Genomic DNA, 24,801 nt, shown 5'->3' with positions numbered 1-24,801 from the left:
TGATGAACTCGTTTCACTCACTTAGCCAAAAAGTATCAGTCACTAAACGAATCTTATTGTAACCATCTCATAATATGTAAATATTGACAAACAAATAAATAAAAAACTAAACAGCAATATCTATCGACTCAACATAGAGGAAACTTCCTTATAAGGAATCTTCTTGAACTTATATATTAAAAAACAATCTGCTTAACTAATATTAGAATTTAAAGTCACAGTGTTACTAAAAATGGAGTTCCCAGTGTTCACGCTAAGGACACTCCATTTTTATAATATCGAACCTTATACCGCCCGCTCTCTCCGTAAGAGATACAGGAAGTACGGCACACCGATGATTGCTGTGATCAATCCGGCTGGTACTTCAAGCGGCGGATGAATCCCACGACCAAGCGCATCAGCGACGACGAGTAACCCACCGCCGAGCAATAGCGCCATCGGTAAGACGGCGAGGTGTTTATGTCCGACGAGACGCCGTGCCATATGTGGAGCAATCAGACCGATGAAGCCGATTGCACCGACCGTTGCGACGGCAACACCGGCTAGGATGACAGCGAGCGATAAGAAGACGTGCCGCGTCCGCTGAATCGGTAATCCGAGACCAATGCTGACTTCCTCACTAAGTGATAAGACATCGAGTTGACGGTGTCGATAGAAGAGGATCGCACCAATCACGACGAGCACCGGCGCTAAAATCAACACTTCCTGCCACCCTTTCCCGAACAGACTTCCAGCAAGCCAGACGAGTGAATCGTTCGTCTGGAGTGGAAATTTAATCAACAGGTATTCTGTTCCTGAAGCACAGATCGCACTAACGGCGATACCAAGTAACGCAAACGAACTGCGGGAAACGTTCTCCCCCCGCTCAAGCATCATCAACGCCAGCATGACGAGTGCTGCCCCGATAAAGGCGGCGATCGATGTCAACAAGAGCGGACCGTCCGGCACGAGGGCAATCGTCAAGACAGCGAACAGCGACGCTCCGTTCGTCACCCCGATCACGTCCGGTGAGATCAATGGATTACGGATGACACTTTGTAAAATCGCTCCAGCAAGAGCGAAACTCGCTCCTGCTAAAAAGGCGAGGACCGTTCGCGGCAGACGGTAATTTTGGACGATGAAAGCATCCTTTCCACTAAAGAACGACTGCCAGAGTTCCGTTAACGACAACTGAATCGAACCGACCGACATTAAGGCGAAGCTAGTGACGAATACGATTACTGCGACAAGTAGAATCCGACGCATCTCTCTCATCGTAATCCCCCTTTCATCTGACGGCGTGCCAGCAGAAGGAAGAAAGGTGCCCCGAGCAATGACGTCACGATGCCGACCGGTGATTCATACGGATAGGCGATGAAGCGCGCGAGGACATCAGCGTATGTCAACAACAGACCACCGATGACGGCAGAGACGGGTAAGACGATTCGGTAGTCCTCGCCAACGAGTCGACGCGTGATGTGCGGCACCATCAGACCGATGAAGCCGATTGCTCCGGCGACGGCAACCGTCACCCCTGCGAGTAACACGACACTGATGCCGGCAAGCAGACGGATCCGCGTCACTTTTTGTCCGAGTCCGACCGCGACGTCTTGCCCGAGTTGGAAAACGGCGAGCGACTTCGCGAGACTTGCCGCAAGAATCAAACCTGCGAGCGACCACGGTAAGACGATCCGGAGCTCGAGCCAGCTTGCGTCACTGAGTGAACCGGACAACCAGTACAACACGTTCGTGATTCGATCGTTGAACAAAATCAAGCCTTTCGTTAACGACGTCAACAAGAGATGGATCGCCATCCCAACGAGGGCAAGTTTTAACGCCGTCATGCCGCGAATCGAAGCGAATGAAAAGACGAGCACGCCACCTAGTAAGGCACCAGCAAAAGCGAAGTAAAGCAAGTTCGCCGTCCCGAGTGACGGAAAGATGAGCAGGCTTAAGACGACGAGAAACGACGCACCCGCATTGACCCCAAAGACTTGTGGTGAAGCGAGCGGATTCCGTGTCACAGCTTGCATGATCGCTCCAGCGACGGCAAGGTTTGCTCCGAGCAACAATCCGAGTAAGAGACGCGGCAAGCGCAGATTCGTCAGGACGAGTCCCGCTTTAGAGGTCGTGCCACTGATCCACTCCTGCACTAAATGGACCGGATTCATCTGTGTGATACCAAAGAACAAGCTACTATAAACGGCCAAGCCACTGAGTAAGATAAGTACGAAAATCAGACGTTTCCGCTGCACCGGATGTTTCCCCTTTCATCAAGACGAAAAGCCAGATTGCTCCGGCTTTTTGTCGTTCGTTATTTCTGTTTGAGCAATTGAATTGCTTCGTCAACGATTTGTTCAGCAGCGTCCAGACCACGGTAACGTGTCCAGAGGTCACGATTGACTTCATAGACTTCTCCGTTTTTGACCGCTGTGATCTGATTCCAGAGCGGATTGTTTTTCCACTCTTTCAGTAACTTCGGATCGGCTTCCGCCATAAAGATGACGTCCGGATCCCACTTGACCATCTGCTCTAACGTGATCGTCACGGTCGGTTCCGCTGTTTTCGTAACGGCATTCTCGATACCGATCTTCTCGAGCAACTCACCGTCAAACGACGTCTCACCGTGCGCTGTCAGTGAATCGGCGCGGAAGACACCGACCATGACTTTCCGGTCGTCGTTTGGATCAACCTTCTTCTTCGCTGCCTGCAAACGCTCTTCATGCAGGGCAAGGCGATCGTTCATCTGTTTCGTTTTGCCGACCGCTTCCGCAATCGTCTTGAACGAATCGATGTTCTCTTCATACGTCGCATTGCGACTCTTCAAGATGATCGTCGGTGCGATTTCTTGTAATTGCTTATAAATTCCTTTATGACGGTTGAAGTCGCCGATGATCAAATCCGGTTGCAAGGAACTGATCACTTCAAGATTCGGTTGTTGGCGTGTACCGACTTCCGTGAACTCGATGTCTTTTCCGAGTAATCCAGAGACATCCGTCTTGTTTTCTTGTGCAATCCCGACCGGTGTGATACCGAGTTCATCTAACGCATCAACGAACGAGAATTCGAGCGCGACGACCTTCTTCGGCTTTTCCGGTACTTTCGTTTTTCCTGCTTCGTGCGTGATCGTCCGCGTCTTTTCGTTCGATTGCTCTGCTTGACCTGAACAAGCTGCAAGCATCAAACTGCTCAACACGAGGAGCGTCAACGCTGTCATCCAAGTTTTCCGTCTCATGGTGAGACCTCCTTTAATTCGTGATTCGACATTGAGAATCATTCTTAATTAATCCTGTCTCAGCATATCAAAGATTCCCATCGAACAAAAGGGAAATCCTTATTTTCAGATAATATAGACTGAAAGCCACATTTTCTGAAGGAATATGGGATAATCAGGTAGTGAACAAAGGAGGAATCAGAGATGGATTGGATGAGAGACTTAGGACAGCGGATTGAGTTTCCGCTCGATGCAATCACGTTTGATCAACTACCTGACTTACTCGAAGCCTTCGCCTACCAGTTACCGTTCGAGAATACGACCGTCCTTGAGAAGCGCATCCGTCCGTTTAGCGACGAGCGCTTCATCGAGACATTTCTGACAGAGCGACGCGGTGGTGTCTGTTATGACTTAAACGGACTGCTGCACCGGGTCCTGCAGGAACTGAAACGTCCCGTTCGACTCGTGCAAGCGACTGTCTACGATACGAAGTCGGACGCCTGGTCAGCGACCGGACCAACCCATGTCGCGATCCTTTGGAATGAAACACACTTGCTCGATACCGGCTTCGGTGTCAACTTACCGCTCGTTCCGGTTCCGTTGAGTGGGGAAACCGTTCATTCCGCGAGCGGCAGTTACCGGATCATCAATAATGACACACTTGAGATGAAGCGAACGGGACAAGCGGAGTTTGTGACTGGATACCGGTTCGACCGCGAGACATCCATTACAACAGATGACTTATCGAAGATGGAACAGATCATCCAGCAGAGCGACGATTCGCCGTTCAATAAAGGTCGCCTCGTCGCGATGCGGACGCCAACCGGACAAAAGACGTTGACTGAGCGGACGTTACGGATTGAAGAAACGACGACGACCGAGTTACCGGTCGCAGGTCCCGCCCAATTCGAGATGCTGTACAACACACACTTTTTAGGACGGGAGTCGTAAATCATGGATCGTTATACACTTTGTTTAATCCGCCACGCAGACCATTTTTTACTCGTCAATCGGCAAAAACGTCCGGCGATGGGCATGTGGAATGGTGTCGGTGGTAAAATCGAACCGGGCGAGACACCGGAAGCCGCCGTCATCCGCGAGACGTTTGAAGAGACGGGCATCACGCTCACCTCAGTGACATCAAAAGGTATCGTTCGCTTACATGGGGAAGAGACATCTGGCATGTACCTCTACCTGGCTGATTTAGAAGATCGCCCGTTTCCGACACCGGTCATGACAGTTGAAGGAATCCTCGATTGGAAAGCACTCGACTGGATTTTAAGCGACGATAACATGGGTATCATCAGCAACCTCCGGCACTACCTACCGATTGCTCTGTCGACCGAGCACCCATTACTGCATGACTTCCATTACGATGGACATACGATCACGGCATACGAGACACATGAATTGATTGAGACATAACACAACATCCCCGCTCGTCCTTTCGGACAGGCGGGGATGTTTCGTTAGAATAGATGTAAGCCCGTCACGATGACAGCGACGATGACGATGCCCGGTAACAAGTTCGCGACACGAATCTTCGTGATTCCGGCTAGATTGAGTCCGATCGCTGCAATCATCACCCCACCGGTCGCCGTCATTTCCAAGATGAATTCTTGCAGCGCGGCGTCGGGAATGAACTTCGTGATCGCAACAGCACTCAGTGCAATCGCCCCTTGATAGAGGAAGACGGGAATCGCTGAGAATATGACGCCGATCCCGAGCGTTGAACTGAGGACGAGGGCCGTGAAGCCGTCAATCAACCCCTTCGTATAGAGGACGTCATGATCCTGACGCAGTCCACCGTCGAGCGCACCGAGGACACCCATCGCCCCGATGACGAAAATCAACGTCGCGGTGACGAAGCCTTCGGCGATATTCGATGGACGACCGCGACTGATCTTACGTTCGAGCCACGCCCCCATCCGGTCGAGCTTCTCATCAAGGCGGAACCATTCTCCGATCGCACCTCCGAGAACGAGACTACCGATGACGATCAAAAAGTTCGTGCTTTTCATCCCCATCTGGATCCCGAGCACGACGACGGCTAGACCAATCGCTTGCAAGACCGTCTCCTTCATCCGTTCCGGAATCCGGTGGAACATCAATCCGAGCAACGTCCCGATGATGATCAGGACGGTATTGACGAGTGTACCTGTTAAAACCATCTGACAACCTACTTTCTCAATTGATTTTTCGTTTCGCAGGACGGACGACCGTCCGCTCCGCCTGATTCAGGCTATGCAACGTCATCCCGAGCATGACGAGGATGATCCCGAATGTCGCGAGTCCCGTCGGTAGTGCCGCATGGAGAAACAAAATCTCTCCGAGAACGGTGAAGACGATCTCAAACGACTGGGTCGCCTCGATCGCGGCTAACCGGACCGGTTCCGTCCGGACGAGTGACGTCGCATAGAAAAAGAGCGATGTCGCGATGACGCCTGAGAATAAGGCGACGAAGCCGGACTGGGTCACTTGACTGACACTTGGTAATCCGACTTGTATGTAAGCAATTACGGAGAGCACGATCCAAAACGGTAGACTGGCGATTGTCATTCCAAGGATCCGTTCAAAGACATCGAGCTCATCCCCATACCGTTCCATCATCTTCCGGTTACCAAGCGGATAGGCAATCGCAGCGACGAGCACCGGTAAGGCACCGAACAGTAAGGATTGTAGCGATAGACTTCCTGCGACGGATACTTGCATGACGACGACCCCAAGGACGATCAAGACGGAATACTTGAGAGCTGACCACGGAATCCGTTGTTTGAACAAGGGCGCAAGCAGCGGTCCGGCTAAAATCGTCAATTGCCACGTTCCGGCAATCAGCCAGCCCGGCGCATGATCGGCAGCGAGACAGATACTACCGTAAAACAGCCCAAAACCGATCGTTCCGTACAGTAACCAAAAGCCGATATCTGTTCGCAGGGCTTGTATGACACGTCCGATACCTCGACGCATCAAGACGATGACGACGAAGAACGGCAACATCAAGAAGAAGCGAAGCGACGCACTGTAGATCCAGTGCCCCCCTGCTCCTTGCATCGATTGATTCAGGATGAAGGTGACGGCAAAAAACATCGCCGCTAAGATTCCGTAAATGATCGGTCGCATTAGCGCTCCTCCTTTAGGGTCGAAACAAGTAGACGACCGAGCCCGTTCCAGTTGTGTTCAGTCGCCTGAACGAGCTGTTCAACATCCCGTTGTTCACACGCAACTAAAATCGCGGCATGATCGGCAATCGATCGGCGTCCGAGTCGATCGAACTGGGCGTATTCGAGCCGGCGGATCAGCGGTGTCAATCGGCGAATCGTTTCTCGTAGCTGAGCGTTCTGACTGCGTTGCACAAAAACATCGTGAAAGGCATCGTCTAGCGACAGCGCCGTCTCCGTCTCCTGCTGATCAATCGCCGTCGTGAACTGTTGATGGATCGTCTGAAGTACTATCAAGTCGTCTTCCGTCAATTGCGGTCCCGCTAGCCGTGCTGCTAGTCCGTGCAGCGTCGCGATGATCGGATAGGTTTGCTGTGCTTGTTCAGCATCAAGCTCCGTCACGATCGTCCGCGAGCCCCGTTTCGCAAAAATCAATCCTTCCTCTTCGAGTCGTTTCAAGGCTTCTCGGACCGGTGTTCGGCTGACTCCGAACATTTCCGCGAGCGCTTGATCGTTCACCTTCTCACCTGGGGCGAGGCGTAAGGTGATGATGTGATGCTGTAAACGTCGATACACTTCCTCACTGAGAGGAAGCCGTGTAATGGCTAAATCATCTTTAGGTTTCATATAAGTAATATATTACATATTAATCATTGATACTACCTTTATTCCAAATAAAAACTCCCCGTCAAAAAACGGAGAGTCAACCATTCGAACGTTACGTGGATTCATCGGTCCATTCAGATGGCTGAGATCATGTCGTTTCAACAAGATTAATTGAATAACGATCGCAACGAGAAGATAGACTTGCGCCAAAAGAACCGTAATTCCTAAATTAACATTCACGACATCCGCAGCGATGATCGCTAAGAACACACCAAAGACGAATGTGTTCGCAAGTTGGAACAACATCGATGTCGGTGGAATCAAGGCGATTAAATTAAGCAAGTGGAAAGATGAGAACAGAAGCGCACTGATAAGGACGGCACGATACGGATGTTCGTTCGGTTTAAGATAGCGTAAGATGATGCCCCGAAACAAGACTTCCTCATTGAAACCGACGAATAAGGTCGTCAGGGAGACGATTCCGACAAGTTGGAGTGCCGATGATGATATCGAGGACGTGAACAACGCATTGACGATCAATCCCACTTGAACGAGAACGATCAGCAGTAACGGAATGTACCAGATTAGACCCCGCGACTGCAATTTCGAAAACCCGACGGCAGCAAACGTGGCATGACGACGAATGTACCAGACGAGAAAAATCGCTGTTACGATTTCATCGAAGATCGCGATACGTAACAACTCCGGTTCACCGTAACGAATGCCGAAACCAAACGCAGAGACAGCCATGACGATACCCATGATGATGAAGACGACGGTTGCCGAGACGACGGTATTTCGTTTATCCACGATCAATACCTCCCTTTTCTAAACAAGCGACGTATCTACTTTATGATTTGTTTACTTTTTTTTCAGGAAAATGAATCTTTTTTCTTTAGCTACCTTGCAATACAAAATAGCTTGGTATATCATTACCTTGTAATACCAAGTAGCGAAAGGATGATGCGGATGTCATCGACGCAAATGTTAAAGGGGATTCTCGACGGTTGTTTACTTGCACTGATCGCGGAAGAAGAGATTTATGGTTATGAACTGGCGACGAAACTCAAAGCATACGGTTTCGCTGACATCAGCGAAGGAACAATCTATCCCTTATTGATCCGGATGCAAAAACTGGGCTGGATCGAAGCGACTTCACGCGTCTCTCCGTCCGGTCCAAAACGGAAGTATTATTCGATCACGACGAGCGGTGCAGAAGAACTCACCGCCTTCAAGGAAAGATGGCAACACCTTTCGACAAGTGTTGAAAGTATTTTAAAGGAGGATGATTGAGATGACCCTATCAACGGAATCAACCCGATTTTTGGAAGACTTGAAGGTCTACCTGCTTGCTTCGGGAAAAAATGAACAAGCGACGAACGAGATCGTCCTTGAACTCGAAGACCATCTGATTGAAGCGGAAGCGGAGGGCAAATCGGTTCGCGCGATCACAGGTGACAGTCCGGGTGCCTATATCCAGTCGATCTCACACGAGATGGCATTTGATTCAAAACAAGCCTTTTGGACGATCATGCAAGTGTATCTTGGTGCGTCCAGCTTTCTATACTTACAAAATCTCTTGAATGGCACGACGACTTACAGTATCCTGCTCGTCGGTGGCTTCCTACTGATAAACGCTGTTTATTTGACGACCCTGGCATTGTTGTTCCGCAAAGACGCCTTACGCGATACTGCTCGACCACGCCTCCTGCGTTATGGTATTCATGGGAGTGTTCATCTTCTCCTGATCGTCGGACTATTGATCGTCAACGGACTCATTGATTCGCCCAAAATCACGTTATCTCCGAGCGTTGGTTGGTTAATTGGTGCCCTTCTAATTGCCTGGATTCTCGTCACGGCATGGAAAACGAAGACATGGATTTTACCGATTGCAGTGTTCGTCTTTTTCGTGCCCCAACTGCTGCTTTTGTTTGTATTTAATTTGTCAGAGATTACCGCCGTCCTCGTGAGTTATGTTTTGACCTCGATTACGATTGCAGTTACTTTTATCCGTTCATCCAAAAACAGTAAGGTAGATTAATCATTCAATCGTAAAGTAGAAAATTAGACAAAGCAGCGACGTTCTCCTACCTTGAAAACGTCGCTGCTTTGTCTTATAACTTTTCACACCTTTCACATCTTGAGTTATTTGGGTAGATTAAAGATTTACACTCGTCTTTTTAATGTAAAAATCACACCACCTAAAACAATGAATGTTAGAGGAATAAGTAATCCTAATATATTTCGATAATCGACAAATGTCAGGTTAGCGTAATTACGATGGTAGGTTTCTAACAGTAACCAACCAATTGGAAAAATCGGAAAAGTATACGTATATGCGCTTGAAACAATTCGCCTTCCCCGCTCATCTCTTCCTTCCTCACCGAAAATAAACGGTAGCGATACGAATAAGCTCAATAGAAAAATCGGTATTACTATTATGTTTAAAATCATCCTTTTCCCTCGCTTTCTCGCTCATATTGAAATACTTCGTTAATGTCCTTATTAAATAAATAAGCAATTTCAAACGCTAGAATCAACGAAGGGCTGTAGCGACTTCCTTCTAAAGAAATAATGGTTTGTCTACTGACCCCGACCTTCTCTGCCAATTCTTTTTGCGACCATCCTTTTTCAGCTCTTAAGATCGCTAATCGATTCTTAATGAATCCATCACTTTTGATGCCCAAACCATCTCTCCTTTCATCAGTCCTTTATTTATTACCATAAATAAACAGTAAAGTTTTTTTGACTTAAAGTAAAGTTTTTTTTACACATCAAATCAAATAAAAAGCGAGATTCTCAGATTAGGAGAAGTTCGCTGATTACTTGTGTTGGTTTCAATTACGTGTTCTTTATTTCGCGCTTTGCCTCATACCGCTCTCGCGTCCAGTTGTAGACATGGCTCGTCACGGTCCGTCCGTCGATTCGTTCCAAGACGAATGGTCGGTCAAGAACAGGCGTAAACCCGAGTTTCTCAACAACACGGCGTGATTGGTCATTAAAATCAAAATGGCCACACCAAACGACATCGATCGGCAGTTCCCGGAAGATGAAATCAAGCATCGCTTCAACGATTTCCGGCATCCGTCCTTCTCCCCAGTAATCAGGTGCGAGGACATATCCAATCTCGACTTGACGGTCATGGGTGATCGAATCGTCCGGCCGACGATTAAAGTGAAATCCGAAGCTCCCGATGACTTCTCCCGTCTCCTTATCGGTCACGGCATACTCGCCAGGTGACGCTTGGAAAATGCCGATCACTTCTTGGCTTTCGTCAAGTGACGCGTGCGGCGCCCAACCTGCTTTCGGTCCAACATTCGGATCCTTCGCGTAAGCATACAATGCGGCTGCATCATTTTCTTGCCAACGGCGTAACAAGTGCCGTGGTGTTTCGATAGTATTTGGTAAGTTCATCTGTATTCCCCCTTATTAAGATACGTTTCGCTCTCGTTCGACAGATTCCTTCACGAACAGACTCGTATAGACTAATCCAAATCCGGTCAAGAGGATCAATCCGAGGTATACACTCATCATCGACGGGATCAAGAAGGTCCCGACGAGAATCGTCGATCGAGAAAGTAAATCGGCTCCAGCAAACGACGTTCCCGCGAACGCTGAGTACGCCCCACGTTGATCGGCTGGCATCATATTTGCTTTTTGTGTGTTCAAGACCGGGGAGTAGAGCAACTCGCCAATCGTTGCGATGAAGATGAAGACCATCAGTGCCGTCATGCTATTGGCACTCGTCACGACAACGTAACCGATCGTGTACAGCATGAGACTCGCAGCGAGTGTCCGGCGCGGCGACAGACGCTTCGCAAGTCGCTGGACGATGAACGTCAACGTGACGACGAGCAACGTATTTTCGATATTGATGATACTCATCATCCGGACCCCGTTGATCGACCACCCGGCAAATGATAGTGGTTCGAACGAATCAGCGAGGCGGACGGCGACATAACTGCCCATCGAAAACTCAGCCGCTAAGATACACATCGAACCGAAAACGACCTTGACGAACGGACGGTCCCGCCAAGCGAGTTGATAGCTTGTAAAGATATCCGTGATGACACCACGTAGTTTTTGGCGCTGCCACGTCCGTGGCGTATCGTCGAGAAACAGGTAGTACGCGACCGGTAAAACGGACGACGTAAAGCTCAAGATCCAAAACAACAGCAGTTGGTTACTGACGTAGAGCCAGCCTCCGAGCGCCGTTCCGATGGCGATCGAGAGATTGATCAGCCAGTAGTCAAGCGCATAAACCGCTTGGCGATTTTCCTTCGTCGTTGCATCGATGATGATCGCCCCCATTGCCGGTCGACCAAGATTACTCGTCACCGAGAAGACAGCGTAGATGACCATGAACAGCAGCATCCAGTCGTATGTCAATGAAATCGTCATCGTGATGAACGTCAACGCCGTGAGCGCAGAAGTCGTGACGAGTAGGCGTTTACGAGAGAAGCGGTCGGCAAGATATCCACCGAGCAGATTGGTGATGAAGCTGACGAAGACCATCGCAATCAAAAACGCACCGGCGATGACTTCGTTGAATGCCTGGACGAACAAGAGAGCCATGAACGGCATGATCGAAAACGAGACAGCGCGGTTGAAAAACGATGTGATGAGACGTACTTTAATTGGCTTCGGTATTTCTTTCCATTTCATATTGTTACCTTCCATTCTCTACCTGTATCATAAACAAGACAAGACACAGGAAAAATGGACGTCATTTAAAAAAGATGTCCCCTTTTAAGGAGGAGAAGGACGATGGATGCTTATATTTTTATGTTATGGAAGACTTGCCGAAATGGACACTACTCGATTGCGACGCTTGCCGACGCCATCCATCTCAGTCCTAAACAAACGAAACGATATCTCAATAAATGGCAGGAAGATGGCTGGATGAATTACACGAGTGGTCGCGGACGAGGCAACTTAAGTGAACTCGTCTGGTTGCGCCACGTTGAACGGGAGTATGCGAAACGGATGCTCGAGCGGATCGACAGTGATTCAATCGAATCAGTGACGGAGGAATTGACGTGGGACTGGTCGCCGGCGCAAGCCGGTCGCTTCATGCGCCAACTCGAACGAAAATTCGGCTATACACAGACGACATCGGACGCCTTGCTGATTCCTCGAAAACGCAACTTCTTGACGACACACCCGTTAGAAGCAGCGGACATTCATAGTGCTCACCTCGTCCAAAACGTCTTCAACCGTTTGTTTACGATTGACGTCGACGGCAACATCCAAGGTGAACTGGCACATCACTATACCTGGAATGGTTCGATGCTCAGTCTCTTCTTACGTAAGGACGTCCGCTTTCATGACGGTTCCCTCCTGACGAGTAAGGAAGTGACGAAGAGTCTCCGTGCTCTGATCAACTATCCGGCTTATGCCTCTTCTTATCGGCACGTCAAACATATCGTCTCAAACGGTCCGTACCGGGTCGATCTCACACTCGATCAGCGCAGGAGTTCGATTTTGCCACAGCTCGCCTCGATACATACGAGCATCATCAAAGATGGCGTTGGAACGGGACCATTTCAACTGACGCAACATGACGATAAGAAAACCGTTCTGACGGCATTTCCGAATTACTTTGGCATCCGCGCCCTGCTCGACCGAATTGAGTTCATCCAGATGCCGGAGCAATACGATCCGGTCTACCGGACATCAGCATCTGACTCCAGTCCGATTGATACGATCGCGACGCAGTCCGGATTTGGTCTCGTCTTTCTCCATCCACGCGCCGGTGGTCCGTTTGAATCAAAAGCAGCGCGACATTATATCCACCGGCTCATCACGGAAGTCCGTGATGGCATTCATGACTTCCATGAGCGGACACAACCGAACGACTCTGGTTTTCTTGAGTCCTATAGTCCATCGTATACCGTCCCGGACGGTCCTGCTGTTTTGTTCACGCAACCGATCCGGATCAAGTTGACTGATTTTACGGACAAAGTAACACGTTGGCTCTGTCAGCGATTTGATCAGGACGGGATTCCGTATGAGTTCGTCGAAGTCGGATTCGAAGAGAGTATTACGGATTTTCATGTCTACGATACGATCGATCTCGCCATTCATGCCGAAGTGTTCGAGCGGAATGTCCAGTACGCCTTCTATCAGTTCATGACGAATACTTTTTCACCACCGATCCGGCTATTTCAGCAGATGCCCGAGATGCTGACATGGATTGAACAATACGATGCAACACCGTTCGAAGACTGGCTTCCGATTCATCAAGCAATCGAACGCTACTTGATTAACGAATCGTATTTCATCCCGTTCTATCACGATACACGACTAATTCCGTATCCGATCGAGCTGCAAAATATTACGATCGACTCGTTCGGTTATTTTGATTTCTCAAAGCTCTGGATATCTAATCAATCGTGACGAATCCTTGTCGATATTTTGACTTGCTTGTGACAAAACGCACGAAATTCTTTAATCTAGTATTTTAAATGTTGTATTAATGACGAGGCTGCGAAATACTAAGACTGTATTCATTACTTAGTGAAAAGGAAGTGGTCTTATGTTATCAACCTCTACCATTCAAATTGTTCAATCAACCGTCCCGGTCCTTGCATCGCATGGCGCCGCAATTACGAAAGTCTTTTATCAACGTTTATTTCAAGCTCATCCAGAACTCAAACATGTCTTCAATCAATCGAATCAACGGAGTGACCGACAATCGCAAGCACTCGCTACAGCCGTTTATGCCGCTGCTGCTCACATCGATCGACTCGAGACGTTAAAACCAGTCTTATTACCAGTGCTGCATAAACACCGGAGTCTTCAAATCAAGCCGGAGATGTATCCACTCGTCGGTCAAGAATTACTCGGAGCGATGCAAGACGTCTTAGGGGAAGCCGCAACGCCTGCAATCCTGCAAGCGTGGGGTGAAGCATACGGGGAGATTGCCGATTTGTTCATCACACTCGAAGCCGAACTATACACGCAGGACGAACAGGCGAAAGACTTTTACGGTTATCAGTCCGTCAAGATTTCGGATATCCAGGAACAAGCAGACGGCATCCGCTCGCTGACTTTCAAAACGGACAGTCCGCTCCCTGATTATCGAGCAGGGCAATACATCACGATACGGATTCAAGATAGCGACGGCTTATGGCACAATCGTCAATACAGTCTGACAACGGCATCAAACACGACGACTTATACGATTGGTGTCAAACGAGAAGGCATCGTCTCGAACTACTTACATGCAGCTCGAATCGGTGATACGGTGTTAATCAGTGCGCCAGCTGGGGCCTTCACGCTTGATGCATCAGGTGAACCCGTCGTTCTGATTGCTGGTGGAATCGGTATCACACCGATGCTTGCAATGGCAGACGAAGCGTTAGCTGCTGGACGAGACGTGACATTACATCACGCCGTCCAAGATGAACGCAATCGTCCGTTTAACGAACAACTCGCCCTGCTTGAGCAGCGTGGCGCTCGCGTCATTCGTTACGCAGAGCACCAGGCGACGGATCAAGCGGGTCGTCTGCCGAAAGACGTCATCGCAAGCATCACGGATTCGACATACGTCTGTGGTCCGGAAGCAATGATTCAATACGTCATTAAACACTTCACGGCGTCTTCGGACAAACTGCATTACGAAATCTTTGGACCGGCACTCGCTTTTGCCGCGGAAACGCCAGTCACGCAGTAAAAAACATCCCGCTCGCTTTGATACACGTCAAGGAGAGCGGGATGTTTGATTAGAGTGGCAATCGTTCTGACAACGGACGGACCAAAACGACATCTGTCGCCATCCGGTTATCCCGGCGCGGTTCATCGACTGGTTCAATCGTCCAGTTTTTCGCGTGGAGTGTATTTAAGGCATGCGCTAAATCGTACATCGAATAACGATCGTTTCCGTTCAACTGATAGAGCCCCGCTTCGCGTTCAAGTAAAATCGTAACGAGCGCTTCTGCTGTATCTTCAAGCAACGAACTCGACGGATACCAGTTTCGACTTGCTTGAATGACGCCGTGTTGCTTCATCTCGTTCGTGAAGAAGTCGACCATGTTGTTCGAACCTGCCTCCGTCCCGATCTGCCAGCCGATTCGGACGATTTTTGCTTGAGGATCAATTGCTTGAATCGCTTGCTCGCAAGCAATCTTATAGGCACCATACTCATCGGTCGCATCCGGTACAGCGTCCTTTTCAATCGGTGCTGGTACGTCGTCCGAAAAAACAGATACTGTACTCGTGAAAAAGAACGGAATCTGATATTCCTGGCACAAACGGACGAGCGCATCCGTCCAACTGACGGACCCCATCCCAATATGTAGGAAATAATCCGGTCGTTCCGTTTCTAAAAACGTCCGCATCTGAGACTCGTCAGTCGTTGAGACTTTCGTCCGATCCCACGCGACTGTCTCGATATCGTGCTTTGCTAAGACGTCCGCAACGACGGGTGCCACCGTTCCGTTCATGCCTGTAATGATTGCTTTCATTGTGATTCATCCCCCTTAGTTTCGATCGAAAAAATCATAAAACCACTTGCTACTTCAGTTTACACGCGAATCGCTGAATTAACGAATCTGAGGTTATTCTTCTACGACCAGTCATGACTCAAATGAAAAAAGCGCCTGCTATCCGATCTAATCTCGGTAAGCAGGCGCACTGTTTAGTTCATGATTACTCCGAAACACCTTCCGTTGCCATTCGGCGCCACAGTACATTCAAGAAGACCGTCATCCCACTGATCGGAATCAAAAACAATAATGCCGTGATCCATAAACTCTCCATCGACTCCACTCCTCATCGTTCATTTCTATCTCTAGTGTACATAAGCGCGAAACCGCTTACCTCCACCTCAAGGCGGATATTTCATCCGACCTTATCCTGTCGTGCCTCGGTAAAGGAAACGTTACGATGAATGAGTAACCAGATAGCTGTCAACACGAGACCACTTAAGGAAAACAGTAGGAAAACAAACGAGACGCTAAAGAGCGACGTCAAGTACGATGATAATCCGTAACAGAGTGCAGAACACGCCGTTGATGCTGCGACCATCGCCGTTTGAACCCGTCCGAGCAAGTGCGCAGGCGTCGAGCGTTGTAACAATGTCGCAAACGGAATCCCGAACAATGTCAGCGCCATGCCGAGTAAAACGAATCCGCCAATCGCAAGGGGCACGGACGATATATAAGCAACGATTGCAATCGCGAGTCCTTGCAGCACGACTGCGATCCGAAACAGCTTATCCTGTCTGATCGAGACGACCCACTTCCCGTAAAGGAGCGACATCGTGATCCCCCCGATCACCGTCGCTAGCTCAAGTGCGGAAAAGGTTTGGGCATTCCCCGATAAGACGTTCTTGGCATATGGCGCAAGTAAGGTATTCATCGGTGTGATCATCCAGTTCGCAAGGATCGCACAACCAAGGATCCATTTTAAGCGACCGTCACGCGCGACGTAATGAATCCCTTCGAGTAACGCTTCGCGGTACGATCCGACACGCGCTCCTTCTGCGACCTGTCCCGTCATGTGTCGGACGAGCAACCAGGCAACGAGATGCAGTCCCAGATCGAGCCACAAGATACTCGCAATCGAGAAGTGGGCAACCATCATCCCACCAAGTAAGAATCCGCTTAACGTCCCGATCCGTTCGATTGTTGCGAGATAGGCATTCGCTTGCGGCAATTGGTCATCTTCGACTAGATCAACGACCCACGTGAAGACAGCATTTCCACCAACGATTTGCAGGATCGTCTGAACGACGAGCAAGCCGAGTAACCACGGTAAGACGACGTCTGTCAGACCGATTCCCACTAACGTAATACCAAGCGCTAGCAAGCGAATGAGTAAGGTCGTTTGATACAACGATGCGCTGACGAAACGGTCAATCCACGGTCCAACGAACGTTGAAACGAGAAAACGAATCAAAAACACACCTGTTGCAAGCAAGGCGACACCGGAAGCACTAATCTGTTCCGCGCTCAACCAGTAAATCGCAATATAAACAAAACTCGTCCCGACAGTCGATAACAAATCGGAGACATACATAAAACGAAACGCACGTGACATGATGCTTTATTCCTTTCCTAAAACGACTTCTTGTTCATCTTACAATTTTTCTCAATTGCTGCCCATTCTTTTTTCGTCATCACATCGTCATCGTCTGTTAAGGCATTCTTACCCATCTGTAACAGAGCCGACATGTTCATTCGCTATACTAAAACGCATAGGGAGGTGAAGATCCATGAAAACGCAAACGCGTTATGACTATGAAACCGAACAGGAACAGGTCGACGTCCCGTCTGAGGCACGTCTAGGTTACTACTTTCTTTTGATTGTCCTGCCGCTTGGTCTCGCGCATCTTGTCCAGTCGCTTGCTCCTTCGCCGGATCAACACCACTCGTCCGTATTGACGGGTTTGACGTTCTTATCCATCGTCTTTTTCATGTACTTAGGTAACCGAGCTGCTGGAAATGCCAAAACGACCTTTTTCGGATACTCGATGTTCTTGAGTATCAGTCTGTTCGCGACGCTGTTTCTACCAACGGTGCCGATCATTTGAGCATAAGCAAACGAGCACATGTCCGACTTTGGACGTGTGCTCGTTTTTTAATGCGTATGCGATTCGTGTTTGCCGTCACAATACAACGTATTGCCATGTGCATGTTGATCCGTCTCGACCTGGATGGTCGCGTGGTTAATACCGACATGTTTTAAGTCGTGATCAATCTGTTCGCGAATCGACTCCGACTCCCGAACGGTCATGTTCTCCTTGACGACGACGTGACACGATAACGCGTTATACCCACTCGTGATCGACCAGATGTGTAGATCATGTAGTCCAAGAACGGCTTCGTTCGTCTGAATCGTCGAAACGACCTCATCAATGTCGACATCACTCGGCGTTCCTTCCATCAAGACGTGAACGGACGCCTTCGTCACGTAATAACCGCTCCGTAAGACGAGGATCGCTACGATGATACTCGCAAGTGGATCCGCCCATCCCCAACCGAAGAACAGGATCAGCAAGGCGGCTACAATCGCACCGACCGATCCGAGCATGTCGCTTAAGACGTGCAGATACGCACCGCGCATGTTGAGGTTATGTTCGTGCCCACCGCCGCGTGTCATGATCCAGGCAACTAAAATGTTGACGAGCAACCCGAGGACACTAATGATCAGCATCCCCGTCGTTGCGACAGCGGGTGGATCGATGAAGCGTTGAATGGCTTCAATGAAAATATAGAGAGCGATGACTATCAGCGTCACGCCATTTAGGATTGCGGCTAAGATTTCAAAGCGTTTTGAACCGAACGTCTTGTTCGCATCCGGTGCTTGACTCGAGAACTGGAAGGCTAACAGGGCAATCGCAAGTGAAATCGAATCACTTAACATGTGCCCGGCGTCTGATAATAATGCCAAACTGTTCGTCCAAATTCCGCCGATGACCTCGACGATCATGAACACAGTAATGATCAGGAACGACAAGCCGAGTACCTTTTTATTATCCGTATGATGGTGATGATGATGATCATGTGCCATGACATTGCCCCCTTTTACCTTTCATTCAAACGTCTATTTGAATTATAACGTGCCACTGTTCTTTGGTCAACGGGCTCATCCTTTATATCCCACAAGCGCTACCGTATGAAACGAACGAATGACTGGTCCACGTTTCAAAATGACTGATTCGAATCCTGTTTCGTTCGCAAGCGGAATGAATTCCCGCTTGATCTTCCCCTGAAGTTCTTCCCATTCTTCTCCCGCTTTTCCATCACAGTATGTCAAAACGAATCGTCCACCTGGTCGTAAGGATCGATACATTTCTTGGAGCGTTTGATCGACGGATTCCCAAAAATAGATCGTATGAATGCTATATATGCCGTCGACCGTTTCATGGAGTAATCTTAAATGGTTTAAATCGGCTTGCTGAATCGTCGCTCGGTTTGCTTGAATGGCTTGGCGATTACGAAACGTAGCAGAACGAACCATTGCCTTCGAGAGATCAAGACCCGTAACATGCGCCGCATCTGTTCGCGAGAGGAGGTAGTCAACGGCATGTCCCGCCCCCATGCCGAGTTCAAGAAACGCTTCTCCTGTTTGAACATTGAGCATTTCGATGGTCCACTTCATTTCTTCCCGATGTTGCCGGACCATGAATTCTCCAATTGATGTCCCGATGATACCCTTTGGTCTTGCATACTGTTGATCGATATACTTTTTAAATAATGATTTCAAGTTCATTTCTCCTTTCAACAATCCTCCATTCACCTTTTCCTGCCCTGCAAATGATTAAATAGTAAATTTCCGATATCCCTTATCACTGAAATCCCACACTATGAAATCAGAGAAACATGTAATACTATACATAGACGTTTTTTTATGGAGGGAGTCAGCAAATGAACCGTTTGAAACAGTTACAGATTGTCTTGTTAGTGTTAATAACGATTTGTGCTTTTTTCTTCTGGGCAGGACATGGATTTGAAGTAAGTTCTCATCAGATCAGCGGAAACGGCAATCCAGGAATTTTATTTGCTTACATCATCGTTTTCCTGCTTCCACTTATCGTATTAGGAATCATCGTTCTTTTTTATTTGATTGATGCTCGTCCCCTCTCTTTGATGACTACGATCATTTTAGCCGCTACCTATACCTACATCGGTTATTTTCATCAGCGGGAAAGCTTCGTTACATATCAGCATCTCAAAAGACAACAAATGATCGATGCCGGATTAGCTTTAGATTACATCGATGATGTTTTAGTCGGATTCTCCATTTATCTAAACTCACAATTTTTTAATCTGAACACATTTCTGATATATATCTGTTTGGTATTAATAACCGCGTCCGCTTTGTATCTTCTTCTTTCTACCATGATTCGTTTGATACAAATAATTCGATTTCGTTAAATGACTCAGACGAGCGACCTTTTTCAAACGACTTTTATACCTATACCATCAAATTGACGGGAAGTGATCGCATGAAAAAAGAAGTACGTCCACTAGTCTATACCCTTGTCGTTCTCGTCATGCTAATTGCCGCCTATCCAACGTATCGATTAGGATCTAAGGTGATTACGGAAATCAAGATTGAACGTTTGTTGGCTGAAACAGGATACGATCAGGATATCTCTAAAAAAGAAACGGTCTATGATTCAAAAACTGGAAGATATGAGATGAAAATCACATACACGAATGAACTGGATCATACATACTACTATGAAATCATTGAGGGGCATGTACTGACGACCGTATACGACCAGCATAATGTTGAAGTGACTGTCCCTGGTCAACATGAATTAAAGTAACTTGTCTTTTCAAATCAAAAACGAGTCCTCTCCACGAATTTCGTGAATGGACTCGTTTTTGGTAACTTAACATTCTTCTTTCATGTTCAATGATTCTGCCGATCGGATCGTAATCTGTTTTGCAGCATCATCGATGGATATGACACAATCCCACGTCGGCTTTAATTGCAGTGTGCCTTTTTGATCCAATCACAAGACTGCAGTTAGTTCGATGAAGTTTCCCATGACTACCATTTTTCTCGCCTTCTCATCAATGACGGCATATAGTTCATCATCCAAGCTGATTTTCCAGTCAAAGAATTCATTCTCATTCATCCTTTATCTCTCCCAATCCTTCATACACTCTCAAAATCATTCCGCTGTAGTAAACGCAATCTTCCATTTCTTCCGCGTAATCAATACAACGATTAGCGAAATCAACAGAGATATTTTAAGCGTTGTATCATCGATAAGGTGTACTCCGTAATGAAGTGAAAAAAGTACCGTTAGTAGAGCAACGACGCTTCCTAAAAAGATCATGTTTTTCATTCTATCACCTCGTTTCCTCAATGGATTTAACGTGTTGTCAATCCTTTGAAATATACCGTCCTTCTTGTTTGTTCGTAATCTGTACGCCGTCTTTATATCCCGTGACGTCAATGTGACTCGATCCCGATTGATAAATCTCATATTCATTATTCGGTTCATCTTCGAACACGACGCGTGCGAAGAATTCACCTGTGCTCGTATCATAACGAATTTCTTTATTCTTCACGTGTGTCATATAATTCTGTTGCGTCAGATAGTGATTGATTGCCTGAGTGACCTCTTGTTTTTCATCATAGTACAACGACTTATAGGCTGAAGCACCGATAATGCCGACTCCTAGAATCATCAATAACGTAATCGATATAAAGGTTCGTTTCATTTCATCACTCCTGAGAATCGTTTCTGTGTCATTCTTCGTATTAGACATTCTCCTTGTTTTTAAAATGTCGATATATATAAACTAATAGAAAAACACAAAAAAAGGAAGTTTTTTATGATAAAAAAATCCATAAAATACTTTTTATTGTTATCTATGTTGATTGTTCTTACTTTGAACTTCTTAAATGGTCAAGTGATTGATAATAAGCGATTAACGTTAGCCGTGAACATCGCAATAGTTCTGATGGCGTTATTCTTTATCAGCTTGAGGTTCTCAAAACGAAAACGTAAATAGCATGCTTTCGCCTCTAAAAAACGTATGTAAAGGTGGTCACATCGTGGAACAATTCATGATTTTCGGCGCTCTGATGAATCTTTTGATTATCGGCGCAGTCGTCTATGTCGTATGGAAGTTAGCAAAGAAACTCTTAAAAAAATAAGTAATTGATGTCTTTATTGATGCATTCATGAAATTCGTATATATAATGCTTACATAAAGAAGGTCCCTTTCTCAATTGAAAAAGGGACCTTACTTAGTTTTTATCCCGCGTAATTGAACAATGGACCACGCAATTCAAATTCATACGTTTCGCCGTCAACGATGCCGACGATTGCGTCACTTTCGATTAACTGATGCAGGAAGCCTGCCATTTCAGCCGCCGTATGATATTTCTTAACGTTCTTGCTGTAGTCGAACCCTACTTCCCCGCGCGAACGATCGGCGAACTCTGTCTCGGTCGCAGCTGGTGCGAGCACTTTCGCCCGGAGTTTTGCGCCGCCTTTTTGCAGTTCTTGCGCGAGTCCTTCCGTATAGGCGCTGACATAGAACTTCGTCGCGCAGTACGTGACGGCATTCGGTACGATCCGGTAGCCGCCTGCTGACGAGATATTGACGAGCGTCGTTCCTTCGACATCATGATGGTCGCGGACGAACAAGCTCGACAAAATCGTCAGTGCCTCGATGTTCAAGCGGAGCATCTTTTCGATTTTCCCGAGATCGATGTCCTGGACGAGATCAAAATCACCAAACCCAGCATTATTGATCCATGTTTCAATTTCAAGTTCTTTTAAGCCTTCATAAAGATCATGAACGTTTTGGTTATCAGAAAGGTCGATCGACTTGAGGATGACATCACTGTCTGGTGAAATCTGTTTGACTTCATCCCGAAGTTTTTCGAGCTCTGACGTCCGGCGCGCGACAAGGACGAGTGACTTTCCTTTTCCTGCGAGTAGTTTTGCCGTCTCATACCCAATTCCTGAACTTGCTCCTGTAATGACCGTGTACTTCATCTAGCATATCCCCTTTTCGATTTGGTATAGTCAGAGTCTAATCCTTAGAGTGAACTCTAAGTCAAGCAGAAAGGTGAGATTCATGTATACGATTTCTGAAATCAGTCGACTGACGATGACGAGTGCCCATACGATTCGCTATTATGAGAAAGAAGGATTACTGTTTCCGAAGCGCCAGAATGGCCAACGACGTTATGACGACCAAGACGTGACGTGGCTTCGATTTGTCCTCCGCTTACGTGAAACGCATATGCCGATCGAGCAAATCCGTACGTATGTGTCACTGTTTCTTGCTCACGGCGAGCAGGATACGACCCGCGAACGCCTTGCGTTGCTTGAAGCACACCATGCAAACGTCTTAGCTCAACTGGCAGCATTACAAGAAACGGAGCGAATGATCGCAGAAAAAGTCGACACCTATCGTCGCCTCCATCCTACGATTCCCGCTCCTGATGTCATTCAATCCTCTGAGAACACTTCCGTCAACTGACGAAAGACCCTTTCACGTTCGTCAGTCGTCAACGCAAGAAAACTATCGCCGATATTGATTTCCGTTGCGCAGCCTTTTTCTTTCTCGACAAGATAGCCGGCGATACCAATTTTTCCGTGCGACTGGATTTCAATCAATTTTTCCTCGACGACTGCTTTATCTGCCTCAAAGTAAAGATGAAACATGTTTGAGACCGGCTCAAGGGGACGAGTCGAGATGCCTGGTATCGCATTCAAGCTGCTCGCTAGTGCTTTTGCGACTACATAGTACTCCGCCATCCGGTCTTTTCGTTGTTCATAATAATGATCCGCGGATAGAATATACGGATAGAGACTAATCAAATCACCGCCATAGCGACGTTTCCAGATGCGAGCCTCGCTACAAAATGCTTCCGGTCCGGCTAAGATCGCTCCTGCGACGCCGCCAAGACCTTTATAAAAAGAGATATAGACACTGTCAAATAACTCTGCGATTTCTTTTGCCGATGCCTCATAGTACGGTAAGATTTCAAGTAGGCGTGCCCCATCCAAGTGCAGACGAATTCCTTGTTCCCGTGCATATGCGCAAATGATTTCAAGTTCCTCACGCGACGGAAGCAGTCCGCCGAGTTCGCGTTGTGGCAGTTCAAGTAACAAGCAACTGACGTCCGGCAAGGCTTTGACGTCGTCTATCGTCATTAAGCGATCGACTTCTCCGACTAGTACTGGTTTAATCCCGTGTAATTCCTTCAACCCATCCTGCTCATGAATCTCGAGGTGACAAAGGGGATGGTAGGCAACCTTACGATTATTCCGTTCATCAGACCAGATCCGTAACGCAATTTGTTGCGCCATCGTACCGCTCGGAAAAAAGATCGCATCGTCGTGCCCGAGTAAGTCTGCTATCTTACGTTCGAACGTTTTAATCAATTCGCCGTTTCCATACATATCGCTTGGTTGATCGGCAGAAACGGTTTGCAACGCTTCTTGTAATACTCCGATGGTTCGACTTCCGTGTCCATCCAATCGTTTTGTCGTTTTTTGGTAACTCGATCGTAAATCCATACTATTCATTCCTTTCTAAATCAATGACTATTTTTTGAAAAAATCAAAATATTCTATCTCCACTTTTGCTATACTGTGTAGCGAACGTCTGTTAAACGTACTCGTCAAAGGAGGTGTCCCTATCGTGCAAACGCTCCGCACTCGCCTGTTGCTTCTTATTCCAATCGTCTGTCTTCTACTGCTTGCCATCCAACAATTCGTCCCGTCATTCTACACGTCACTACTTGGACGAATCGATCCAGCAACAAATACATACTGCATTGATCGCTGTGGTCCGAAAGCATCGATGTTTAGTGCAGTCGAGGAAGGAACCTCATACGGCGGAGACGGAAGTACTGTCACGATTAGTGAAGCCGATCCTCCTACTCCTTGGTTCCGGACCGGTTTTGACTCTTCGGTGACGACACCTCCTTATCTTCTCATCTTATGTCTCGTTCTCCTGTTTTGTAGCTGGTTTTTATGGCACTATCTCCAGTGGTTGCGTCGGCCGCGACTAGATGCATCGGGTCATGTACTTCCACCACGCTTTCCGATTTTCGTTTACGAGACAAAAGACCTACCTGCTGACTCGATTCGAAAACAACTCGTTCGTTTTAATGAGCAACTTCCGCTTTCGTTACAGCGCAGGACACATGAGACCGTGACGGAATGGTTCGAGCGAATCGCTTTTCCGTCACCTGTTGATCCGCTTTATTTTGAAGTGCGGTACGGAAAGGTACCCGTCATCTCCACTCATCAACTGACCTTCTTCGTCCAAGCTATGGAACAATATTTAAAGAAATGCCATGTCCAGTCTTCGATATCTTGAATTTTTCTCTCCTTCCGCCCTGCTC

General features: G+C 47.6%; 29 protein-coding genes. 11 read left to right on the top strand and 18 right to left on the bottom strand.

Annotated features, from left to right (window positions below; translation table 11 throughout):
- Nucleotides 1-285 precede the first annotated feature (285 nt).
- Genes ACN9MT_RS07515 through ACN9MT_RS07505 form a run of 3 tightly spaced genes read right to left on the bottom strand, consistent with a single transcriptional unit; the run spans nucleotide 286 to nucleotide 3,214 of the window.
- A complete protein-coding gene (locus ACN9MT_RS07515) occupies nucleotides 286-1,254 on the bottom strand; it encodes a FecCD family ABC transporter permease (protein WP_426273309.1) in 969 nt (322 codons plus the stop codon).
- Nucleotides 1,251-2,234: a FecCD family ABC transporter permease gene (locus tag ACN9MT_RS07510; RefSeq protein WP_255998426.1), complete on the bottom strand. Its 984-nt coding sequence runs from the start codon at nucleotides 2,232-2,234 to the stop codon at nucleotides 1,251-1,253. The genes ACN9MT_RS07515 and ACN9MT_RS07510 overlap by 4 nt, the downstream gene beginning before the upstream one ends.
- Nucleotides 2,235-2,293: 59 nt before the next feature.
- Entirely contained in the window at nucleotides 2,294-3,214 is a 921-nt protein-coding gene (locus ACN9MT_RS07505) for an ABC transporter substrate-binding protein (RefSeq protein ID WP_426273307.1), read from the bottom strand.
- 183 nt (nucleotides 3,215-3,397) lie between these two features.
- Here ACN9MT_RS07505 and ACN9MT_RS07500 point away from each other — a divergent pair, with 183 nt between their 5' ends.
- Both ACN9MT_RS07500 and ACN9MT_RS07495 read left to right on the top strand, forming a co-directional pair.
- On the top strand, nucleotides 3,398-4,144 hold the full coding sequence (locus ACN9MT_RS07500; protein WP_426273305.1) for an arylamine N-acetyltransferase family protein: 747 nt from the start codon (nucleotides 3,398-3,400) through the stop codon (nucleotides 4,142-4,144).
- Nucleotides 4,145-4,147: 3 nt separating this feature from the next.
- A complete protein-coding gene (locus ACN9MT_RS07495) occupies nucleotides 4,148-4,618 on the top strand; it encodes an NUDIX hydrolase (RefSeq protein WP_426273303.1) in 471 nt (156 codons plus the stop codon).
- 44 nt (nucleotides 4,619-4,662) lie between these two features.
- On the opposite strand, the gene ACN9MT_RS07490 is transcribed toward ACN9MT_RS07495, so the two are convergent.
- The 4 genes from ACN9MT_RS07490 to ACN9MT_RS07475 form a co-directional block, all read right to left on the bottom strand.
- A complete protein-coding gene (locus ACN9MT_RS07490; RefSeq protein WP_058265885.1) occupies nucleotides 4,663-5,364 on the bottom strand; it encodes a DUF554 domain-containing protein in 702 nt (233 codons plus the stop codon).
- Between the two features lie 16 nt (nucleotides 5,365-5,380).
- Nucleotides 5,381-6,313, bottom strand: coding sequence for a DMT family transporter (locus ACN9MT_RS07485; RefSeq protein ID WP_426273300.1), 933 nt, complete (start codon nucleotides 6,311-6,313; stop codon nucleotides 5,381-5,383).
- Nucleotides 6,313-6,927, bottom strand: a complete 615-nt coding sequence (locus ACN9MT_RS07480) for a GntR family transcriptional regulator (protein WP_426273299.1) — start codon at nucleotides 6,925-6,927, stop codon at nucleotides 6,313-6,315. The genes ACN9MT_RS07485 and ACN9MT_RS07480 overlap by 1 nt, the downstream gene beginning before the upstream one ends.
- 63 nt (nucleotides 6,928-6,990) lie before the next feature.
- Complete coding sequence (locus ACN9MT_RS07475; protein ID WP_426273297.1) at nucleotides 6,991-7,767, bottom strand: CPBP family intramembrane glutamic endopeptidase; 777 nt, start codon at nucleotides 7,765-7,767, stop codon at nucleotides 6,991-6,993.
- A 159-nt stretch (nucleotides 7,768-7,926) separates the two neighbouring features.
- Here ACN9MT_RS07475 and ACN9MT_RS07470 point away from each other — a divergent pair, with 159 nt between their 5' ends.
- Nucleotides 7,927-8,250, top strand: coding sequence for a PadR family transcriptional regulator (locus ACN9MT_RS07470; protein WP_035397512.1), 324 nt, complete (start codon nucleotides 7,927-7,929; stop codon nucleotides 8,248-8,250).
- A 1-nt stretch (nucleotide 8,251) separates the two neighbouring features.
- Complete coding sequence (locus ACN9MT_RS07465) at nucleotides 8,252-8,998, top strand: hypothetical protein (protein ID WP_426273295.1); 747 nt, start codon at nucleotides 8,252-8,254, stop codon at nucleotides 8,996-8,998.
- Between the two features lie 409 nt (nucleotides 8,999-9,407).
- Here ACN9MT_RS07465 and ACN9MT_RS07460 read toward each other — a convergent pair whose 3' ends face one another.
- The 3 genes from ACN9MT_RS07460 to ACN9MT_RS07450 all read right to left on the bottom strand — a co-directional run bounded on the left by ACN9MT_RS07460 (nucleotide 9,408) and on the right by ACN9MT_RS07450 (nucleotide 11,622).
- Complete coding sequence (locus tag ACN9MT_RS07460; protein WP_426273475.1) at nucleotides 9,408-9,638, bottom strand: helix-turn-helix transcriptional regulator; 231 nt, start codon at nucleotides 9,636-9,638, stop codon at nucleotides 9,408-9,410.
- 160 nt (nucleotides 9,639-9,798) lie between these two features.
- On the bottom strand, nucleotides 9,799-10,371 hold the full coding sequence (locus ACN9MT_RS07455) for a GNAT family N-acetyltransferase (protein ID WP_426273293.1): 573 nt from the start codon (nucleotides 10,369-10,371) through the stop codon (nucleotides 9,799-9,801).
- A gap of 15 nt (nucleotides 10,372-10,386) precedes the next feature.
- A complete protein-coding gene (locus ACN9MT_RS07450; protein ID WP_426273291.1) occupies nucleotides 10,387-11,622 on the bottom strand; it encodes an MDR family MFS transporter in 1,236 nt (411 codons plus the stop codon).
- Between the two features lie 102 nt (nucleotides 11,623-11,724).
- Here ACN9MT_RS07450 and ACN9MT_RS07445 point away from each other — a divergent pair, with 102 nt between their 5' ends.
- Both ACN9MT_RS07445 and ACN9MT_RS07440 read left to right on the top strand, forming a co-directional pair.
- A complete protein-coding gene (locus ACN9MT_RS07445) occupies nucleotides 11,725-13,356 on the top strand; it encodes an ABC transporter substrate-binding protein (RefSeq protein ID WP_426273289.1) in 1,632 nt (543 codons plus the stop codon).
- A 139-nt stretch (nucleotides 13,357-13,495) separates the two neighbouring features.
- Nucleotides 13,496-14,635 (top strand): globin domain-containing protein, encoded by a 1,140-nt coding sequence (locus tag ACN9MT_RS07440; RefSeq protein WP_426273287.1) that lies wholly within the window; start codon nucleotides 13,496-13,498, stop codon nucleotides 14,633-14,635.
- 49 nt (nucleotides 14,636-14,684) lie between these two features.
- On the opposite strand, the gene ACN9MT_RS07435 is transcribed toward ACN9MT_RS07440, so the two are convergent.
- The gene (locus ACN9MT_RS07435; RefSeq protein WP_347356072.1) at nucleotides 14,685-15,425 is read right to left on the bottom strand and encodes a sugar nucleotide-binding protein; all 741 of its coding nucleotides are present in this window, start codon (nucleotides 15,423-15,425) and stop codon (nucleotides 14,685-14,687) included.
- Between the two features lie 376 nt (nucleotides 15,426-15,801).
- Entirely contained in the window at nucleotides 15,802-17,001 is a 1,200-nt protein-coding gene (locus ACN9MT_RS07430) for an MFS transporter (protein ID WP_426273284.1), read from the bottom strand.
- Between the two features lie 175 nt (nucleotides 17,002-17,176).
- Here ACN9MT_RS07430 and ACN9MT_RS07425 point away from each other — a divergent pair, with 175 nt between their 5' ends.
- A complete protein-coding gene (locus ACN9MT_RS07425) occupies nucleotides 17,177-17,494 on the top strand; it encodes a hypothetical protein (protein WP_023468204.1) in 318 nt (105 codons plus the stop codon).
- Between the two features lie 47 nt (nucleotides 17,495-17,541).
- Here the strand turns inward: ACN9MT_RS07425 and ACN9MT_RS07420 are convergent, their stop codons facing one another.
- Together ACN9MT_RS07420 and ACN9MT_RS07415 are read right to left on the bottom strand one after the other, a co-directional pair.
- Nucleotides 17,542-18,474: a cation diffusion facilitator family transporter gene (locus ACN9MT_RS07420; RefSeq protein WP_426273282.1), complete on the bottom strand. Its 933-nt coding sequence runs from the start codon at nucleotides 18,472-18,474 to the stop codon at nucleotides 17,542-17,544.
- Between the two features lie 75 nt (nucleotides 18,475-18,549).
- The gene (locus ACN9MT_RS07415) at nucleotides 18,550-19,170 is read right to left on the bottom strand and encodes a class I SAM-dependent methyltransferase (RefSeq protein ID WP_426273280.1); all 621 of its coding nucleotides are present in this window, start codon (nucleotides 19,168-19,170) and stop codon (nucleotides 18,550-18,552) included.
- Between the two features lie 161 nt (nucleotides 19,171-19,331).
- Here ACN9MT_RS07415 and ACN9MT_RS07410 point away from each other — a divergent pair, with 161 nt between their 5' ends.
- Entirely contained in the window at nucleotides 19,332-19,841 is a 510-nt protein-coding gene (locus ACN9MT_RS07410) for a hypothetical protein (RefSeq protein ID WP_426273278.1), read from the top strand.
- Nucleotides 19,842-19,912: 71 nt separating this feature from the next.
- A complete protein-coding gene (locus ACN9MT_RS07405) occupies nucleotides 19,913-20,239 on the top strand; it encodes a DUF3139 domain-containing protein (protein ID WP_214853536.1) in 327 nt (108 codons plus the stop codon).
- 189 nt (nucleotides 20,240-20,428) lie between these two features.
- Here the strand turns inward: ACN9MT_RS07405 and ACN9MT_RS07400 are convergent, their stop codons facing one another.
- The 3 genes from ACN9MT_RS07400 to ACN9MT_RS07390 form a co-directional block, all read right to left on the bottom strand.
- On the bottom strand, nucleotides 20,429-20,554 hold the full coding sequence (locus ACN9MT_RS07400; protein ID WP_426273276.1) for a hypothetical protein: 126 nt from the start codon (nucleotides 20,552-20,554) through the stop codon (nucleotides 20,429-20,431).
- A 250-nt stretch (nucleotides 20,555-20,804) separates the two neighbouring features.
- A complete protein-coding gene (locus ACN9MT_RS07395; RefSeq protein ID WP_426273274.1) occupies nucleotides 20,805-21,146 on the bottom strand; it encodes a DUF3139 domain-containing protein in 342 nt (113 codons plus the stop codon).
- A gap of 539 nt (nucleotides 21,147-21,685) precedes the next feature.
- On the bottom strand, nucleotides 21,686-22,435 hold the full coding sequence (locus ACN9MT_RS07390) for an SDR family NAD(P)-dependent oxidoreductase (RefSeq protein ID WP_035408149.1): 750 nt from the start codon (nucleotides 22,433-22,435) through the stop codon (nucleotides 21,686-21,688).
- Nucleotides 22,436-22,517: 82 nt separating this feature from the next.
- On the opposite strand from ACN9MT_RS07390, the gene ACN9MT_RS07385 reads away from it, so the two are divergent.
- Nucleotides 22,518-22,925 carry a MerR family transcriptional regulator gene (locus ACN9MT_RS07385; protein ID WP_426273272.1) on the top strand — a complete coding sequence of 136 codons (408 nt, stop codon included), beginning with the start codon at nucleotides 22,518-22,520 and terminating at the stop codon, nucleotides 22,923-22,925.
- On the opposite strand, the gene ACN9MT_RS07380 is transcribed toward ACN9MT_RS07385, so the two are convergent.
- Nucleotides 22,895-23,968 (bottom strand): threonine aldolase family protein, encoded by a 1,074-nt coding sequence (locus ACN9MT_RS07380; protein ID WP_426273270.1) that lies wholly within the window; start codon nucleotides 23,966-23,968, stop codon nucleotides 22,895-22,897. The two genes, ACN9MT_RS07385 and ACN9MT_RS07380, sit on opposite strands and share 31 nt — an antisense overlap.
- A gap of 124 nt (nucleotides 23,969-24,092) precedes the next feature.
- Here ACN9MT_RS07380 and ACN9MT_RS07375 point away from each other — a divergent pair, with 124 nt between their 5' ends.
- Complete coding sequence (locus ACN9MT_RS07375; RefSeq protein ID WP_290750139.1) at nucleotides 24,093-24,776, top strand: hypothetical protein; 684 nt, start codon at nucleotides 24,093-24,095, stop codon at nucleotides 24,774-24,776.
- Nucleotides 24,777-24,801 lie beyond the last annotated feature (25 nt).

The organism is Exiguobacterium sp. R-17 (assembly GCF_049913315.1).
GTDB lineage: Bacteria > Bacillota > Bacilli > Exiguobacteriales > Exiguobacteriaceae > Exiguobacterium_A.
This window is presented reverse-complemented; position numbering and strand designations above follow the sequence as displayed.

What these genes read in the sequence shown, in the direction of transcription:
- ACN9MT_RS07405 (WP_214853536.1), top strand. Translation starts at nt 19,913, where the DNA reads ATGAAAAAAGAAGTACGTCCACTAGTCTATACCCTTGTCGTTCTCGTC.
- ACN9MT_RS07390 (WP_035408149.1), bottom strand. Translation starts at nt 22,435, where the DNA reads ATGAAGTACACGGTCATTACAGGAGCAAGTTCAGGAATTGGGTATGAG.
- ACN9MT_RS07465 (WP_426273295.1), top strand. Translation starts at nt 8,252, where the DNA reads ATGACCCTATCAACGGAATCAACCCGATTTTTGGAAGACTTGAAGGTC.
- ACN9MT_RS07515 (WP_426273309.1), bottom strand. Translation starts at nt 1,254, where the DNA reads ATGAGAGAGATGCGTCGGATTCTACTTGTCGCAGTAATCGTATTCGTC.
- ACN9MT_RS07445 (WP_426273289.1), top strand. Translation starts at nt 11,725, where the DNA reads ATGGATGCTTATATTTTTATGTTATGGAAGACTTGCCGAAATGGACAC.
- ACN9MT_RS07400 (WP_426273276.1), bottom strand. Translation starts at nt 20,554, where the DNA reads ATGAATGAGAATGAATTCTTTGACTGGAAAATCAGCTTGGATGATGAA.
- ACN9MT_RS07505 (WP_426273307.1), bottom strand. Translation starts at nt 3,214, where the DNA reads ATGAGACGGAAAACTTGGATGACAGCGTTGACGCTCCTCGTGTTGAGC.
- ACN9MT_RS07435 (WP_347356072.1), bottom strand. Translation starts at nt 15,425, where the DNA reads ATGAAAGCAATCATTACAGGCATGAACGGAACGGTGGCACCCGTCGTT.
- ACN9MT_RS07440 (WP_426273287.1), top strand. Translation starts at nt 13,496, where the DNA reads ATGTTATCAACCTCTACCATTCAAATTGTTCAATCAACCGTCCCGGTC.
- ACN9MT_RS07385 (WP_426273272.1), top strand. Translation starts at nt 22,518, where the DNA reads ATGTATACGATTTCTGAAATCAGTCGACTGACGATGACGAGTGCCCAT.
- ACN9MT_RS07380 (WP_426273270.1), bottom strand. Translation starts at nt 23,968, where the DNA reads ATGGATTTACGATCGAGTTACCAAAAAACGACAAAACGATTGGATGGA.
- ACN9MT_RS07470 (WP_035397512.1), top strand. Translation starts at nt 7,927, where the DNA reads ATGTCATCGACGCAAATGTTAAAGGGGATTCTCGACGGTTGTTTACTT.
- ACN9MT_RS07420 (WP_426273282.1), bottom strand. Translation starts at nt 18,474, where the DNA reads ATGGCACATGATCATCATCATCACCATCATACGGATAATAAAAAGGTA.
- ACN9MT_RS07395 (WP_426273274.1), bottom strand. Translation starts at nt 21,146, where the DNA reads ATGAAACGAACCTTTATATCGATTACGTTATTGATGATTCTAGGAGTC.
- ACN9MT_RS07410 (WP_426273278.1), top strand. Translation starts at nt 19,332, where the DNA reads ATGAACCGTTTGAAACAGTTACAGATTGTCTTGTTAGTGTTAATAACG.
- ACN9MT_RS07455 (WP_426273293.1), bottom strand. Translation starts at nt 10,371, where the DNA reads ATGAACTTACCAAATACTATCGAAACACCACGGCACTTGTTACGCCGT.
- ACN9MT_RS07450 (WP_426273291.1), bottom strand. Translation starts at nt 11,622, where the DNA reads ATGAAATGGAAAGAAATACCGAAGCCAATTAAAGTACGTCTCATCACA.
- ACN9MT_RS07495 (WP_426273303.1), top strand. Translation starts at nt 4,148, where the DNA reads ATGGATCGTTATACACTTTGTTTAATCCGCCACGCAGACCATTTTTTA.
- ACN9MT_RS07500 (WP_426273305.1), top strand. Translation starts at nt 3,398, where the DNA reads ATGGATTGGATGAGAGACTTAGGACAGCGGATTGAGTTTCCGCTCGAT.
- ACN9MT_RS07490 (WP_058265885.1), bottom strand. Translation starts at nt 5,364, where the DNA reads ATGGTTTTAACAGGTACACTCGTCAATACCGTCCTGATCATCATCGGG.
- ACN9MT_RS07430 (WP_426273284.1), bottom strand. Translation starts at nt 17,001, where the DNA reads ATGTCACGTGCGTTTCGTTTTATGTATGTCTCCGATTTGTTATCGACT.
- ACN9MT_RS07485 (WP_426273300.1), bottom strand. Translation starts at nt 6,313, where the DNA reads ATGCGACCGATCATTTACGGAATCTTAGCGGCGATGTTTTTTGCCGTC.
- ACN9MT_RS07425 (WP_023468204.1), top strand. Translation starts at nt 17,177, where the DNA reads ATGAAAACGCAAACGCGTTATGACTATGAAACCGAACAGGAACAGGTC.